Origin of the sequence: Kribbella koreensis, from assembly GCF_039525325.1 — a bacterium.
Classification (GTDB): domain Bacteria; phylum Actinomycetota; class Actinomycetes; order Propionibacteriales; family Kribbellaceae; genus Kribbella; species Kribbella koreensis.
This window is the reverse complement of sequence record NZ_BAAAHK010000004.1, coordinates 537,120-552,131: the sequence shown is the minus strand read 5'-3', so window position 1 is coordinate 552,131 and position 15,012 is coordinate 537,120. Positions and strand designations below refer to the sequence as shown.

Here is a 15,012-nt window from a genome sequence, read left to right as displayed (position 1 = left end):
GTACCGCCCAAGCGCTGCACCGGGCGTGCGTTTACTGGGCATGGAGACCGTCTGGTCGCGATCTGGTCGCAATCTGGTAGAGATGTCGCGTTGATGTGGACGCGCTGAGTTTCAGGGCTCCATGATCTGGAACCGACGTCATGCTCATCTCCTCCCGGACACACTTCCCCGGTGCCCGGACGGTCCCCCGGAGGCTCGTTTGCCCGACCGCATCCGGCTGTTGCTGGTCGACGACCAGATCCTCAGCCGAGGCGTGCTCAGAAGCGGTCTGGAACGCGAACAAGACTTGGAGGTAGTGGCCGAGCTCCGCCGTTCCGACGACGTCGTCGGCGCCGCGAAACAGCACCGCGCCAACGTCGCACTGCTCGACGCCGCCGGCCCCGGCGCCAACAGCCTCAGCGTCACCAGCCGGCTGCGCACCTCGATGCCGGAGTGCCGCGTCGTCATCCTCACCACGTACGGCCGACCCGGCCACCTGCGCCGCGGCCTGGAAGCCGGCGCCAAAGGCTTCGCCCTCAAAGGCAGCCCCGCACCCCAACTCGCCGACGCCGTCCGCCGCGTCCACCTCGGCCTGCGCGTCGTCGACGCGAACCTCGCCGCCGAGACCCTCCGGTACGCCGACAGCCCCCTCAACGACGGCGAAACCGAAACCCTCCGGGCAGCCCGCGAAGGCGGCACCATCGCCCTGATGGCCCGCAACCTCCAGGTCTCCGAACGCGTGGTCCGCACCCGCCTCTGGTCCGCCATCGGCAAAACCGGCGCCCGAACCCGAGCCGACGCCATCCAAACCGCCGAACAGAACGGCTGGCTCCTCGACTGACCCTGCAACCACCCCGTCTGGGCTCCCCCGGGCGCCTCCCCCGGGCGCCTCCTCGGGCGGACTGCCTGGGTGAGCTGGGCTGGGTGGGTTATGGGCGGTAGTTGCTGGTTTCGGTGCCGAGGACGTTGAGGAGGGCCAGGGCTTCGGCGTCTCGGGAGCCGGCCGGTGCGCTGTAGAGGACCAGGTGCTGGTCGCGGTCGGTGAGGGCCAGCGAGTCGCAGTCGACGGTGACCTCGCCGACCACCGGGTGACGGAAGGTCTTCGTGAGCATCGGCGCGGCCTGTACGTCGTGTTGCTTCCAGAGCCTGGCGAAGTCGGAACTGCCGTTACGCAACTCTTCGACGAGGTCGGTCACCGCGGGGTCGGACGGGTAGCGGGCGAGGGTGGAACGGAGCTCCATCACGACGTGCTGTCTGAACTCCGTGGCGTCGGACACTCCATAAAGCGGCAGTCCGTCGTGTGTCGGTGCGAGGAAAGCCCGGCGAGCGAGATTGCGATCCTCCGGAGCGACCTCGCCGAAGTCCTCCATCAGCGCGGCCGCGAGATCGTTCCACGCCAGCACCTCGAAGATCGCGGACGTCACGAACCCAGCCGTCTGCGGCAACCGCTCAAGCAGCGTGCGGATGCTCGGCCGCACATCCCGCCGATGCAATCCCGTCCGAGTGGGCGCAGTACCCGCAAGCACATGCAGATGGTCCGACTCAGCATCCGTGAGCCTCAACGCCCCCGCGATCCCAGCAAGTACCTCCCCCGACGGCCGCGGCGCCCGCCCTTGCTCGAGCCGCACGTAGTACTCGGTGGAGATATGCGCCAGCACCGCCACCTCCTCGCGCCGAAGCCCCGGCGTACGCCGCCGAGCCCCCGACGGCATCCCAACATCTTCCGGCCGCAACCGCTCCCGCCGGCTCCGAAGGAACGCTCCGAGTTCCTGCTTGTCCATGTCACCAGTCTGCCCGCTGCGCGACGGCGGATCCTGGTACAGCCTGTGCCTGTCTCCGGATCGGCTACCGCCTGACGCTGGGGACATGACCACGAATATCGAGAACACACCCATCGGCCTGCTCAGCGGCAAGGTCGTATTCATCACGGGGGCCAGTCGCGGCATCGGGGCGGCCGCAGCGCGCTTGTTCGCCTCGGAGGGAGCCGCCGTCGTGCTTGCTTCCCGCAGTACTGACGTTCTTCAGAAGCTCGTTGCCGAGATCCGCGAGGACGGCGGAGTTGCGGATGCCGTCACGGTGGATCTCGCCGACCGGGCGAGCGTTCGCGCGGCCGTCGACCGGGTCGACGAGTTGCATGGGCGGTTGGACGGGGCGTTCAACAACGGTGCGGCGATTCAGCGGGCGCCTGGGCCGCTCGACACGACGAGCGATGAGGACATCGAGGAGCAGTTCGAGGTGAACTTCCGGGCGCACTGGACTGCGATGAATGCCGAGTACGCGCTGATGCGACGAGGCGGTGGTGGAGCGATCGTCAACACCTCGAGCATCGGAAGCCGCCGTGCGAACCCGGCCCTCCCCGCGTACGGCGCGATGAAGCGCGCACTCAACAGCATCACCGAGACAGCCGCCGTGACGTGGGCGCCGCAGGGAATCCGCGTCAACGGCATCACGCCCGGAGGCACGGCAACGGAGATGATCGACACCTGGGAGGCAGCCACTCCAGGAGTCGTCGACCGCATCAACGCAAGCACCCCGCTCGGCCGGATGGCAGACCCCCGCGAGATCGCCGAACTAGCCGCCTGGCTCCTCAGCGACCGCGCCTCAGTAGTAACCGGCGCCATCATCCCGATAGACGGCGGCGCCGGCGCCTGACCAAGCTCCCCGCCCACTCACCCATCGGAAGGCTGATGGGCTGGCAACGCCCGGGGTGGGCTGAGGCCGAGCTGGGCTAGGCCCGCGGTGGCGTGGTCCGGGTCCGGGTCCGGTTGGCCGGGGTGGGCGGGGCCTGGTGGCCGGGGTGGGGTGGGGTGGGTCGGGAGTGGTGGGGGTCGGGATGTGGTGGGTCAGGAAGGGAGTTGGGGCCAGAGCCAGGTTGGGCCGACGGATTGGGCGCCCAGTTGGTCCAGGCGGGTGCGGAGGCCTCGGTCGGCGGTTACCACGGTGATGGGTCGGTTGTTGTTTTGGGCAACGGCTTCGGTGACCAGGGCGACGATGGCGTCGTCGCCTGAGGCTTGCGCCAGGACTATCCGCAGGTCCGGGAAGGCTGGGTCGGGGACGGATTCGACTGCGGCTTTGGCTGCTCCTTCCAGGACTACGGCGATCTCCGTGGGGGTTTCGAGTCGGGCTGGGAGGGTTTGCAGTTTGGCGAGGAGGCGGCGGGCCGCTCCTGGGCGGTCGCGCCACCAGCCGTCGGGGCGGGAGCCGATCACATTCGCGGCGTCTATCACCAGTAGTTCAGTCGAGTCATCCGTCACCTGGCCAGTCTGCTCCTTCGATCGGTCCGGCGCGGGCCCCGCTGGTCACCAGCGGCGTGCCGAAGACACCTAGGTGGAGTCTTACGGTGACGGCGACTGTGACCGTGTCCGCCTCGGCGTGGCAGTACTTCAATGAGACTCCTTGGGCGTCGGTGATTCGGGTGGCGGTGGTGCAGGCTTGGCCGGGGTCGGATTGCTGGGCTTGGGCTGCGCTGAGGGCTGCTAGGTCGGCCGCGGTGTCGGCTCGGTGGTGGGCTACGGATACTGCGGCCCACAGCACTCCCAGGACGCACGCGCCCAGTAGGACGGCTGCGATGCCGAGGGACAGCAGGGTGGCGCTGCCGCGATCTGTTCTGCCAGTCCTCGGGCTCGGCCGGTCAGTCATCGGGCTCAGCCGGCTCAGTTTGAATGATGGCGGTGGCTTTGGGGGTCGGGTGGGGTAGGGCGGCGAGGAGGCCGCGCGGTTGGGATGTGGTGGCGGTGACTTCGACGTGGATGGTGACGTCTTGTCGGGTGATGGTGACGGTGGCACCTGGTGGTGCTGCGCGTCTGCCTAGTTCGCGGGCTGACTCCAAGGACTCGCCGCGGGCGACGGCTCGGGCGGTGTCCCGAGCCGCGTCGATGCAACGGACATTGGTGATGACGGTGCCGACCAGCCAGAGGCCGAGGGCCAGTACGGCAAGTAGTACAGGGAAAACGAAGGCAGCCTCGGCGGTGACTGAGCCGTTCTCGTCTCGGATGCGCATGTGGCAGGTCCTTCCAGGCGGGGTGGGCCGGCCGCGGCGGTGAGGGGAGGCGCCGCGGCCGGATGGTTACTGCGGTGCGTCAGAGGTGCACGCCGTCCACACCCGCCGCCTTCAGCGCATAGTTGATGATTGCCTTGAGCAACGTCAGCATCGCCGGCGACTTGAAGAGCGCGATGAGGATGCCGGCGATCCCGCAGGCCGCGACCATGGTCACGGCGTACTCCGCGGTGGCGGCGCCGCGCTCGGTGCGGTTGCGGGATCGGCGGGCCAGTACCAGCGCCTTGGACATGTCGAACCTCCTGATCTGCCGCCCGGCTGCTCCGGCACGGCTTACTGACAAGATGCCGTCGCCGGAGGCCTTGCAGAAAAGGAGTTTTCAGCCTGGGGACAACTACCGCCCGCCGGCCGCCGACAGGCGTTCGAGCTGCTCCGCGGTCAGTTGGATCCGGGCTGCCGCCACGTTCTCTTCGAGGTGTTCGGCCGACTTCGTTCCTGGGATCGGGACCACGACAGGCGAGCGATGCAGTAACCAGGCAAGGGAGATCTGCGCGGGCGTGGCCTCCAGTTCGGCGGCGAGATCGGTCAAGATCCGCGACGAGGCATGGTCGCCGTTCGCAATGGGGAGCCAGGGAACGAAGGCTGTTGATCGCTCCGCGCAATGATCCAGGACGGCTTCGTGTTCGCGGTCGGTCAGGTTGTAACGGTTCTGGACGCTGACCACGTCGATCACTTGGCGCGCCTCCTCCAGTTGCTCGACCGTCACCTCTGACAGGCCGAGGTGCCTGACCTTGCCTTCTGACTGCAGTTGCGCCAGGGCGCCAAGCTGATCCTGAAAAGGAACGGTGGGGTCGATGCGGTGCAGCTGCAGCAGGTCGATCCGCTCGACCTTCAACCGTCGCAGTGACAGCTCGGCCGCCTGTCGCAGGTACTCGGGGCGACCCAAAGGCGTCCATTCGCTCGGCGACGGCCGGGTTCGTCCGACCTTCGTGGCGATCAGCAGGTCGTCGGTGTACGGATACAGGGCCTCGGCCAGCAGGTCCTCGTTGGCGCCGACGCCGTAGGAGTCGGCCGTGTCGATGAAGTTCACGCCGAGCTCGACGGCTCGCCGGGCCACCTTGATCGCCTCGGTACGGTCCTCGGCCGGCCGGAACCCGGTCAGCCGCATCGCGCCGAACCCGAGCCTGTGTACCTCCAGGTCGCCGATCATCATCGTCGGCTGAACTGAGCGTGTTGATTCCAGAGTCATGCGGACAGACTCGCCGCGATCGGGCGGGCTTCTGCAATGATTTAGCTACTACTAAATCGACAAGGCGACAGAGATGCTGACGATCACCTTCACCGTGGAGGACCTGGCCCGGACGCGGCTGGCGGTCTCGCCGTTGTGGGAGGTGGTCGCGAGCATCCGGTTGCTGAAGACGCCGCGGTCGCAGACGTTCCATCGGCGCTGGGCCGAAGCGACGACGGAACGGATCGATCGGTCCGGTGCCGAGTTCGGACTGCTCTTCGATCTGGTCGATCCGCGCGTCTGGTATCTCGTGGACTTCCTCACCCCGCCACCACAGACACCTGCACCTGACCTGACGACGGACCTGGGCGCGTTGCGCCGAGTAAGCGCCGACCAGGTCCGCGCCGACCTCGATGTCCTCGCCTACGCCTGGAAGAACCCGATCGGCTCCCTCGACGAGGTCACCCTCCCCCGCCGACGGCGAGATGCCGGGGTCGGCCCCAGCGCCCGCGGAAGCGCGAGTGCCCGCGGAAACGCGAGTGTCCGCGGCACCACGAGCGTTCGCGGTAGGGCAGGCGGTATGCCGACGGTGGCGATCGCTGAGCTGTATGGCGATCCGCTGGGTGGCATCGAGCGATTGGCCGGGCAGGTGGAGGCGTACTGGGAACTGGCGATCGCTCCGCATTGGGGGCGGATCCGGGCGTTGCTCGAAGGGGATCTGCTCTATCGGGGACGAAGGCTCGGGCAGGCGGGGCATACCGGGCTGTTCGATGATCTGGCCGACACCGTGAAGTGGCGCGACGGGTCGTTGCAGATCAGGCACCGGCGCTTCAAGGGTGTGCGGCAGCTGGCGGGTGAAGGGTTGCTGTTGATGCCGTCTGCCTTTGTCTGGCCGACCGTGTACTCGAGCACGATCCCGCCGTGGCAGCCGGCGCTGACCTATCCGGCTCGTGGAGTGGCGACGCTTTGGAGTGAGTCGGTACGCGGGACCTCGGCCGGCTTGGCCGCTGTACTGGGTCGGTCTCGGGCGGAGGTGTTGATGCAGCTGGACTCGCCGCGATCGACGACGGAACTGGCTGCGCGCATCGGGATGACCGCTGGCGGTGTCTCGCAGCACCTCAGCGCGTTACGGGCGGGCGGGCTGGTCACTCCGCATCGGGTCGGGCGGGTTGTTCTGTATGCGCGGACGTCGGCAGCGGAGTCGTTGCTCGAGGCAGCCGAACAGGGCGAGTGACAACAGCCAGTACAACCGGGTTAGCGTGATCGACATGTTTGTCCTGGAGCTGACCTATACCGTGCCGCTCGATCGTGTTGACGGATTCATGGCAGATCACCTGAGCTGGGTGAAGGCGCAGTACGACGCGGGGGTGTTTGTGGCGTCGGGGCGTAAGGAGCCGCGGGATGGCGGCGTGATCCTTGCCGTTGGCGATGATCGGGCTGCAATGGAGGAGTTGGTGGCCGGCGACCCGTTCTCTGTTGCGGGAATTTGCGAGTACCGGGTCACGCAGTTCCTGGCGACGAATGTCGCGGCGGCGCTGGAACCGTATCGGGAGAAGCCGTCAGCCTAGGAAGCTGAGCAGGCCGGACAGAGAGCTGGCGATGGTGGGGACGATGCCCAGCAGCATGAACGCTGGGAGGAAGCACAAGCCGAGCGGGACGACCGAGCGGGATTCGACTGCACGGGCGTGGGCTTCGGCGGACCAGCGGCGGGACTGACGGACCTCGTTGGCTTGGTGTTCGAGGATCTTCGCCAGTGGGGCGCCGGAGCGAAGGGCTCGCTGGGTGGCGCGGGCGAAGGCTGCGCAGGACGGTTCCTTGAGGAGGGTGGACCAGGCGTCGATGGGGTCGGCGCCCAGGTTCATCCGACCTTCGACTTCGGTGAGGAGGTCGGCGAGCGGGCCGCCGAGGGATTGGGCGACGACGCTGATCGCGGCTTGGGGCGGGCGGCCGGCTCTTAGGCAGGCGGCTAGTAGGTCGACCGCTAGGGGGAGGTCGGCGGTTAGGCGTGCCGTGCGTTGGCGGGTGGCTGCGGGTTCTAGTCGGCTGAGGGCTATCGGGGTGGCGAAGAACGCGACGGCTGCTGGAATTGCGCCGGTTGGGATGCCGAGCAGGAGGAGCAGAGCGGCTGCGGCGATGGCGGCAACCGCGAGATGAGCGCGTCGAGTGGCTGGCGGTACCACCGTTGTCGTTGCGAGGTTGAAGGGCCAGCGCGTGCCAAGCGGACGATGTCTGGCGAGTCGGCGAGCTGGTGGGCTTGGTAGCAGCAGAACTACCGCAAGAGCTGCTGCGAGCGCGGGCAGAACGGGTTCGGTCATCGCATTCCAAGGCTGGGTGGTTTGGTTTGGGTGTTGGTCCAGTGGAGGCCGAGGGTGGAGAGGGCTAGGCCCAGGGCGAGACAGAGCCAGCCGGGTGGGGTTTGGGTGAGGAAGGCCAGCGGGTTCGCGCCTAGGGCGTAGCCGAGGGCTGTGCCGAAGAGGGGGAGGACGGCCAGCAGGCGGGCGGTGGCTCGGGTGCCGGCCATACCGGTGGTGATTTGCCGGCGGATGGATTCGTCGGCGCGGAGGGAGTCGGCCAGCCGTTCGGTGATGACGGCGAAAGCGGCGCCGGATTCGTCGGCTACTCGCCAGGCCGCGGCCAGAGCTCGGAGGCCTTCTGCTCCTGGGGTTTCGGCGATCAGTTCCAGCAGGGTTGGGACGTCGCCGCCCAGCTTGGCGGCTGCTGAGGCGACCTGGAGGTCTGGGCAGACTGTGGCGGCGCCTTCCAAGGCGGCTGCTGGTGGGCGGCCCGCGGTCAGTTCGGCTGAGAGGACGTCGCAGGCTTCGATCACGGTGGCGCGGCGAGCGGCTGCGATCCGGGCTTTGGTCGTTCGAGCCCGTTGGCTGATCACCACCAGCGCGACGACACCGATGGTCAGCGCGATCACGACCACCGATGGGTCGGTCGATATCGCGATGACGATGCCGATGGCAACTATTGCTGTCAGGGCTCCCAGGCGGCGAGTGGATGATCGGGCGAAGGCTGACCCACCGCCGGACAGCTGGGACTGGCTGCGCGGTCGCGGGGGTGGTGCGCTGAGGCGGTGGAGGGCTCGGCTTGGAGTCGGGAGCAGGGTGAGGACCGTGACCGAAGCCAAGAGAGCGGTCAGGGCTCGCATCAGGCTGCTCCGGCTAGGTGGTGGGTGAGGAGAGAGGCGGCTTGGTGGAGTTTGGGTGGGCCGGTGGGGAGGAACTCGATGGCGGGTACAGCGATGGCCTGGCCGGTGTGGGTGCGGGTGACGGCTCGGATTTCGGTGATTCGGCGGGTGCCGGTCGGCGTGCGGGTCAGATGGATTACGGCGTGGAGGGCGGAGGAGATTTGGCTGTGGATTGCTTCGCGGGTCAGGCCGGCCATGGCGCCCAGGGCTTCGAGGCGGGCGGGGATGTCGGCGGCGGAGTTGGCGTGGACGGTTCCGCAGCCGCCTTCGTGGCCGGTGTTCAGGGCGCTGAGAAGGTCGACGACTTCAGGGCCTCGGACTTCGCCCACGACCAGGCGGTCTGGGCGCATCCGGAGGGCTTGGCGGACCAGGTCTCGGAGGGAGATCTCGCCGGCGCCTTCTACGTTCGGCGGGCGGGCTTCGAGACGGACCACGTGGGGATGGTCGGGGTAGAGCTCGGATGCGTCCTCGACCAGGACCAGGCGTTCGGATGGATCTACCAATGAGAGCAGTGAATTGAGGAGGGTTGTCTTGCCGGTGCCGGTGCCGCCGCTGATCAGGAAGGCGACGCGGGCGTCGAGGAGGTCTCGGAGTACGGAGGCGCCACTTGGCGGGAGGGAGCCGGCGCTGACCAGGTCGTCGAGGGTGAAGACCTTTCGGGAGGGGACTCGGAGGGAGAGGCAGGTGCCGGGGGCGGCGATCGGGGACAGGACGGCGTGGAAGCGGGTGCCGTCGGGGAGCCGGACGTCGACGTACGGGGTGGCGTCGTCGAGGCGGCGGCCGGCTGCGGCGGCGAGGCGAGTCGCCAGACGGCGTACGGAGGTTTCGTCGCCTGTTCGCAAGTGGATGCGTTCGAGGCCTGCGCCGCGGTCGACGTAGACCTCGTTGGGGCCGTTGACGAGGATGTCGGTGATGCCGGACTCGGACAGCAGGCCGTCCAGGGGGCCCGCGCCCATCGCTTCGCGGTGGAGCGCCGCCACGACGGCGAGCACGATCGAGTCGCCGACGAGGGTGCCGTCGGCGCGCAGAGCGGCAGCGACCAGGGCTGGGGTGGGCTCGGATCCTTTCTCTGCAAGGGTTCTGCGGACGCGTTCGAGGAGCTCGGGTGAGACGGTCATGCGGCGAGCAGGGCGTGGAGTCCGAACAGGTCGAGTACTTCGTTTGCCGCGCGACCCAAGGCACTCCGGGGGCGTGGGTCGAAGCGGCCGTCGTCGAGTGCCGTCGCCAGATCCCGTTCGTAACCGAGCTTGGCGGCTAGAGGCAAGGACAGATGGTCGGCTACATCCAGGGCGGAGAGTCCGTTGAGTCCGGGCTCGCGGGCAACTACTCGCAGGTCGTGGGCGACCTCCCGCAACGGAGCGACCAGGCGAGCTGCGGCGGCGCAGGAGCGGACGTCGCGGGGGACGACCACCAGCGTCGAGGTTGCTCGGACGAAGGCTTCTTCCGCAGCTGGGTCTGAGCGGCGCGGGAGGTCGACGACGACGAGGTCGCTGCTGCGTTGGGCTGCGCCGAGGACTGAGCGCATCGCTTCTGGCGGCAGGGCTGTCACGTCGGAGCGGTCCCAGGAGAGGACCGCGAGGCCGTCTACTGAGGGGAGGGCGGCTCGGAGGGCGCTGGCGCTGACTCGGCCGGCGGCGTTGAGGAGGGCGGGCCAGCGGGAGCCTTCGTAGTCTTCGGTGCCGAGGACCAGTTCGATGCCGCCGCCCAGTGGGTCGCCGTCGATGAGCATGCTGCGGAGGCCTCGGCGGCCGGCGGTGATGGCGAGAGCTGCCGCCAAGGTGGTGGCGCCTGCGCCGCCGCAGCCGCCGACGATGGCGAGGGTGATTGCTGTGCGGGTGCCACCGTCCAGGGCGTCGGAGAGTTTGGCGCTGAGTGCTGCTTCGTCGGTGGGAAGGACAAAGGCACCTTCGGCGCCGATCGCGAGCGCGAGCCGGTAGGCGTCGGGCGCACCAGCAGGTGCGGAGTGCGCGGGGTGGGTAGTGGCGCGGGTGGCTACGAGGACGCCTGGGCGGCGGGGTGGCTGGGTTTGGGCCAGGGGGCTGGCGAGGTCGTCGCCTACTACTACGAGGGTGGCGGTCTGCCAGTTGCGGCGGAGGCCCAGCAGGTCGTGCTCGACGTGAGGGGTCAGCTCTGCGGCGGCGGCCAGGCGGAGTAGGTCGTCGAGCAGCAGGTCGTCGGTGGTGGCCAGCAGAACGGCTGGTAGCGGCGTGGGCTGGGTGGGGATCGGGGCGCGGATCGGGAGGAGGTTGTTCATGTCTTAGAAGGTGCCGTCGTTCCGGCGGGCGGCGGGAAGAAAAACCAAGGCTGTGGAGAACTGTCGGATATCCGTCAGCAGCGGCAATCCGCCATCGCGACCCGGCGACCTGCGGGCGGTGAAGAGCTACGGTTCCTTTCGAAGCGTCCTTAACTAAGTTTCTCTCAGAACGCTCGGCAAGCGTCCATTCGTGGACACCTGCTGGACACCCGTGCACTCCTCACCGCTCCTTGCTGGAGGTCCGCCCCCATGAGTCGAATGCGCAGCGCCGCTGCCGCGGCCACTGTGGCCGCAACCGCCCTGATCGCCGTCGCCGGCGTCTCGGTCGCCACCGCCCAAACCCAAGCCCCCGATGCCCAGCCACAGCCCCTGGCCGCCAGCAGCGGTGGGGTGAAAACGGCCTACTTCACCCAGTGGGGCATCTACCAGAACGCGTTCTATCCCAAGAACCTGATCACCACCGGGGTCGCGAGCAAGCTCGACTTCCTCAACTACGCGTTCGCGAACATCCACCCGACCAGCCACACCTGCTTCATGGCCAACCAGGCCGCCTCGCAGGACGAGAGCAACCCGAACGCGGGTGACGGCGCGGGCGACGCGTTCGCCGACTACGGCAAGTCCTACGGCGCGGACATCAGCGTCGACGGCGTCGGCGACGTCTGGAACCAGCCGATCCAGGGCAACTTCAACCAGCTGAAGAAGCTGAAGGCCAAGCAGCCGAACCTGAAGATCCTGATCTCGATCGGCGGCTGGACCTACTCGAAGTACTTCTCCGACGCGGCCTCCACCGACGCCAAGCGCAAGGCCTTCGTCACCTCCTGCGTGAACATGTTCATCAAGGGCGACCTGCCGGTGGTGGACGGCTTCGGCGGTCCGGGCAGCGCCGCGGGCATCTTCGACGGCGTCGACATCGACTGGGAGTACCCGGGCTCGCCCGGCGGTCACACCGGCAACCACTGGAGCGCGGCAGACAAGGGCAACTTCACCCTGCTGCTGGCCGAGTTCCGTCGCCAGCTCGACGCCTTCGGTGCCGCGAACGGCGGCAAGAAGATGTGGCTGACCGCCGCGACGCCGGCCGGGCAGGACAAGATCAAGACGATCGAGACCGACAAGATCGGTCAGTACCTCGACTACAACAACGTGATGACGTACGACATGCACGGCGGTTTCGAGCCGACCGGTCCGACGAACTTCCAGGACCCGCTGTACCAGGCCCCGGGCGACCCGAGCAACCCGATCCCGCCGGGCACCAAGAAGTACTCGGTCGACGGCGCGATCACCGCCTGGACCACCGGCGACTCGGCGTACGGGATCCCTGGCGGCTTCCCGGCGAACAAGCTGACCATCGGATACCCCTTCTACTACAGGGGTTGGAAGGGCGTGCCGGCCACGGCCAACGGCAAGTACCAGACGGCCACCCAGCCTGCTGACGGTCACGCGCTGAGCGGCAACGTGCCCGGCGTCTCCTTCTACAAGGAGCTGACCGGCTTCGTCGACAACCCGTCGTCCACCTTCTTCGACGACGCCAGCAAGTCGTCGTGGTTCTACAGCAACGGCACCTTCTGGACCGGCGACAACGCCCGGTCGATCAAGGAGAAGGCCGACTACGGCCACTGCAAGGGCCTGGCCGGGGCGATGATGTACAGCCTGGAGGCACTGGACCCGGCCGTCACGCTGTTCAACAACGTCGTCAACTCGGTCAACGCGGACACCCCTGGCTGCAGTGGTCCCCCGACCACACCTCCGACCACCCCGCCCACCACACCTCCGACGACCCCGCCGACGACGCCGCCGACCACTCCCCCGACGACACCTCCCACCACGCCGCCGACCACCCCTCCGACGGCAACCCCGTGGGCCCCGAACACGGCGTACGCGACCGGCTCGCTGGTGTCCTACAACGGCATTACCTATCGGTGCATCCAGGGCCACACCTCGCTGACCGGATGGGAACCGCCGAACGTCCCCGCACTCTGGGGCCGGGTCTGATCACGTACCGCCCACTGATCGGAGCATGATGAAACGCAAGCGCATTTCTGTCGCCGTCGCGGCGATAGCAGCAGTGGTGATGTCCGTCCTCTTCATCCCCGCGGCCTCGGCCGCACCGGTGAGCGCGGCCTTCACGAAGGTGTCCGACTGGGGCAGCGGATTCGAGGGCAAGGTGACCGTCACGAACGGCACCACCGCCTCGATCAGCACCTGGTCGGTCGCCCTGGACTTCCCATCCGGCTACACCATCAGCAGCTCGTGGGACGCGACCCGTGTCAGCAGCGGGCAGACCCACACCTTCACACCGCCCAGCTGGGCGGGACCGCTCGCACCCGGCGCCAGTGTCACCTTCGGCTTCAACGGGAGCCCGGGCAACTTCCCCGGTATCTCCGCCTGCCGACTGAATGGCGGCTCCTGCACGGGCGGTGGCGGCGGCACAGTGCCGGGCGCACCGTCAGGACTGGCCGGTACCTCCACAGCGAACTCGGTAAGCCTCACCTGGTCGGCGGCTAGCGGCGCCACCAGCTACAACGTCTACCGCAACGGCACCAAGGTCGGTACGCCGAGCGGCACGTCCTACACGGACTCCGGGCTGAACGCCAGCACCGCGTACAGCTACCAGGTCAGCGGCTCGAACAGCGCTGGCGAAGGACCCAAGACGGGCTCCGTCTCGGTAACCACCAAGCCTGGTGGCACCGACCCGGCTCCTGGCCGTACGGCCGCGCCGTACCTCTGGCTCGGCTGGGGTGACCCGCCAAGCCCGACGACGGTCATGAACGCCACCGGCATCAAGTGGTTCACGATGGCCTTCATCCTGTCGTCCGGCGGCTGCAACGCGGCATGGGACGGCAACAGGCCGCTCCAGGGCGGCGTCGACGCCACTGCGATCTCGCAGATCCGGGCGGCCGGCGGCGACATCGTCCCGTCGATCGGTGGCTGGCAGGGCAACAAGCTCGGCCCGAACTGCAGCACGCCGGAGGCACTCGCCGGCGCTTACCAGCAGGTCATCAGCGCCTACAACCTGAAGGCGATCGACATCGACATCGAGAACACCGACGAGTTCGAGAACGAGGCCGTCCAGGACCGGATCCTGAACGCGCTGAAGATCGTCAAGCAGAACAACCCCGGGATCAAGACGATCCTGACCTTCGGCACCTCGACCACCGGCCCGAACTACTACGGCAACCGGCTGATCGAGCGGTCGCAGGCACTGGGTGCGAACATCGACATCTTCACCCTGATGCCGTTCGACTTCGGCAGCAGCAACATCTACAACGACACGGTCGGCGCGTCCACCGGCCTGAACAACAAGCTGAAGTCCGTCTTCGGCTGGACCACCGCGCAGGCCTACGCCCACCAGGGCATCTCCGGGATGAACGGTCTGTCCGACCAGCAGGAGATGACCACCACGGCGACCTGGCAGAACATCACCACCTGGGCCAAGAACAACGGCCTGGCCCGGCTGGCGTTCTGGGGCGTGAACCGTGACCGCGGTTGCGCGGGCGGCGGCGTCGTCTCCAACTGCAGTGGTATCGCCCAGGGCGACTGGGACTTCACCCGCATCACCGCAGGGTTCTGACCGGTACTGCGGCGGGCTGGTACTCCGGCCCGCCGCAGTGCTCAGTACAGGTCAGCCGGCCTTGACCGCCTGGACGATGAGCTCGTTGCGGGCGTCCTGCCCGTAGGGGACCGAGGTGTGGATCCCCTTGCGCAGATAGGTGTTGAGCCGCGAGGGCTTGGCCGCCAGCCATTCGGCCCAGCGGACGATGCGCAGGTTCGAGTGCCGTCGCTGCGCCTCGGCCAACTGCAGGTTGACCCAGGCGCTGTTGCGCTGGTCGGCCAACAGCATCGCGTTTCCCAGGCCAGTGCGGGCCACCTGGGTGTTCACCCAGAACACAGTGGTCCGCTGGCCGACCAGGCTCATCGCCCGGTCGATCTGTGCCGCCATCACGGGCGGGTTGAAGATGTCGTTGGTGCCGCACGCCATCACGATCCGGCGCGGCAGCCCGTAGTTGGCCCGCCAGTTGGCCAGCGCGTCGACGGTGTCCTTCGTCGGCCGCCCCGACCAGTTGTTGACAGCGAGCTCCAGCCCCAGCTTGCTCTTCAGGCGCAGGGCGAGCGCCTTGCCGTCCTGTACGCCGAGGCTGTCGCCGAACATGAACACCCCGTTCACCGACAGCACCCGCTCGATCGTCGCCCCGGTCGCGACAGCCTTGGACAGACCCTTCCACTCGCCGAGATTGCCCGACCCGTACGGACCGGGGTCAACGGCAGCGGCAGCCGTGCCGGTGGTCGCGACCGTGGACGCCGCCGCAACCGCCCCTGCCACGAAAACTTGTCGCCTGTTCGGCCTGACCCCACTCAATAGCTTC

17 protein-coding genes are annotated in these 15,012 nt (G+C 67.9%); 6 read left to right on the top strand and 11 right to left on the bottom strand.

Translation table 11 applies throughout. The annotated features are described in order from the left end of the window. Positions 1 to 199: 199 nt before the first annotated feature. Positions 200 to 820, top strand: a complete 621-nt coding sequence (locus ABD116_RS10895) for a response regulator (RefSeq protein ID WP_343967621.1) — start codon at positions 200 to 202, stop codon at positions 818 to 820. 88 nt (positions 821 to 908) lie between these two features. On the opposite strand, the gene ABD116_RS10890 is transcribed toward ABD116_RS10895, so the two are convergent. Then, positions 909 to 1,760, bottom strand: a complete 852-nt coding sequence (locus ABD116_RS10890; RefSeq protein ID WP_343967619.1) for a helix-turn-helix transcriptional regulator — start codon at positions 1,758 to 1,760, stop codon at positions 909 to 911. Between the two features lie 85 nt (positions 1,761 to 1,845). Between ABD116_RS10890 and ABD116_RS10885 the strand changes: the two genes are divergently transcribed. Continuing rightward, entirely contained in the window at positions 1,846 to 2,631 is a 786-nt protein-coding gene (locus tag ABD116_RS10885) for an SDR family NAD(P)-dependent oxidoreductase (RefSeq protein WP_343967617.1), read from the top strand. A 191-nt stretch (positions 2,632 to 2,822) separates the two neighbouring features. Here ABD116_RS10885 and ABD116_RS10880 read toward each other — a convergent pair whose 3' ends face one another. The 5 genes from ABD116_RS10880 to ABD116_RS10860 all read right to left on the bottom strand — a co-directional run bounded on the left by ABD116_RS10880 (position 2,823) and on the right by ABD116_RS10860 (position 5,225). Next, complete coding sequence (locus ABD116_RS10880) at positions 2,823 to 3,233, bottom strand: hypothetical protein (RefSeq protein ID WP_343967615.1); 411 nt, start codon at positions 3,231 to 3,233, stop codon at positions 2,823 to 2,825. Then, on the bottom strand, positions 3,223 to 3,618 hold the full coding sequence (locus ABD116_RS10875; RefSeq protein ID WP_343967613.1) for an Rv3654c family TadE-like protein: 396 nt from the start codon (positions 3,616 to 3,618) through the stop codon (positions 3,223 to 3,225). The genes ABD116_RS10880 and ABD116_RS10875 overlap by 11 nt, the downstream gene beginning before the upstream one ends. Continuing rightward, positions 3,611 to 3,979 carry a TadE family type IV pilus minor pilin gene (locus tag ABD116_RS10870; protein ID WP_343967611.1) on the bottom strand — a complete coding sequence of 123 codons (369 nt, stop codon included), beginning with the start codon at positions 3,977 to 3,979 and terminating at the stop codon, positions 3,611 to 3,613. The genes ABD116_RS10875 and ABD116_RS10870 overlap by 8 nt, the downstream gene beginning before the upstream one ends. Positions 3,980 to 4,058: 79 nt before the next feature. After that, a complete protein-coding gene (locus tag ABD116_RS10865) occupies positions 4,059 to 4,268 on the bottom strand; it encodes a DUF4244 domain-containing protein (RefSeq protein ID WP_343967609.1) in 210 nt (69 codons plus the stop codon). A gap of 102 nt (positions 4,269 to 4,370) precedes the next feature. Further along, complete coding sequence (locus ABD116_RS10860) at positions 4,371 to 5,225, bottom strand: aldo/keto reductase (RefSeq protein WP_343967607.1); 855 nt, start codon at positions 5,223 to 5,225, stop codon at positions 4,371 to 4,373. A gap of 73 nt (positions 5,226 to 5,298) precedes the next feature. Between ABD116_RS10860 and ABD116_RS10855 the strand changes: the two genes are divergently transcribed. Both ABD116_RS10855 and ABD116_RS10850 read left to right on the top strand, forming a co-directional pair. Then, the gene (locus tag ABD116_RS10855) at positions 5,299 to 6,438 is read left to right on the top strand and encodes an ArsR/SmtB family transcription factor (RefSeq protein ID WP_343967606.1); all 1,140 of its coding nucleotides are present in this window, start codon (positions 5,299 to 5,301) and stop codon (positions 6,436 to 6,438) included. A gap of 34 nt (positions 6,439 to 6,472) precedes the next feature. Continuing rightward, positions 6,473 to 6,772, top strand: a complete 300-nt coding sequence (locus tag ABD116_RS10850; protein WP_343967604.1) for a YciI family protein — start codon at positions 6,473 to 6,475, stop codon at positions 6,770 to 6,772. On the opposite strand, the gene ABD116_RS10845 is transcribed toward ABD116_RS10850, so the two are convergent. From ABD116_RS10845 to ssd, 4 genes are all read right to left on the bottom strand, one after another. After that, positions 6,764 to 7,384 carry a type II secretion system F family protein gene (locus ABD116_RS10845; RefSeq protein ID WP_343967603.1) on the bottom strand — a complete coding sequence of 207 codons (621 nt, stop codon included), beginning with the start codon at positions 7,382 to 7,384 and terminating at the stop codon, positions 6,764 to 6,766. The two genes, ABD116_RS10850 and ABD116_RS10845, sit on opposite strands and share 9 nt — an antisense overlap. Positions 7,385 to 7,515: 131 nt before the next feature. Then, positions 7,516 to 8,358, bottom strand: a complete 843-nt coding sequence (locus ABD116_RS10840; protein ID WP_343967602.1) for a type II secretion system F family protein — start codon at positions 8,356 to 8,358, stop codon at positions 7,516 to 7,518. Next, the gene (locus ABD116_RS10835) at positions 8,358 to 9,515 is read right to left on the bottom strand and encodes a TadA family conjugal transfer-associated ATPase (protein ID WP_343967601.1); all 1,158 of its coding nucleotides are present in this window, start codon (positions 9,513 to 9,515) and stop codon (positions 8,358 to 8,360) included. Before ABD116_RS10835 ends, ABD116_RS10840 begins: the two co-directional genes overlap by 1 nt. After that, the gene (gene ssd / locus ABD116_RS10830) at positions 9,512 to 10,651 is read right to left on the bottom strand and encodes a septum site-determining protein Ssd (RefSeq protein ID WP_343967600.1); all 1,140 of its coding nucleotides are present in this window, start codon (positions 10,649 to 10,651) and stop codon (positions 9,512 to 9,514) included. Before ssd ends, ABD116_RS10835 begins: the two co-directional genes overlap by 4 nt. A 249-nt stretch (positions 10,652 to 10,900) precedes the next feature. Here ssd and ABD116_RS10825 point away from each other — a divergent pair, with 249 nt between their 5' ends. Next, complete coding sequence (locus ABD116_RS10825; RefSeq protein ID WP_343967599.1) at positions 10,901 to 12,640, top strand: glycosyl hydrolase family 18 protein; 1,740 nt, start codon at positions 10,901 to 10,903, stop codon at positions 12,638 to 12,640. A 28-nt stretch (positions 12,641 to 12,668) separates the two neighbouring features. Beyond that, a complete protein-coding gene (locus ABD116_RS10820) occupies positions 12,669 to 14,219 on the top strand; it encodes a glycoside hydrolase family 18 protein (protein WP_343967597.1) in 1,551 nt (516 codons plus the stop codon). A gap of 51 nt (positions 14,220 to 14,270) precedes the next feature. Here the strand turns inward: ABD116_RS10820 and ABD116_RS10815 are convergent, their stop codons facing one another. Continuing rightward, entirely contained in the window at positions 14,271 to 14,969 is a 699-nt protein-coding gene (locus ABD116_RS10815; RefSeq protein ID WP_343967595.1) for an SGNH/GDSL hydrolase family protein, read from the bottom strand. Between the last annotated feature and the right edge of the window lie 43 nt (positions 14,970 to 15,012).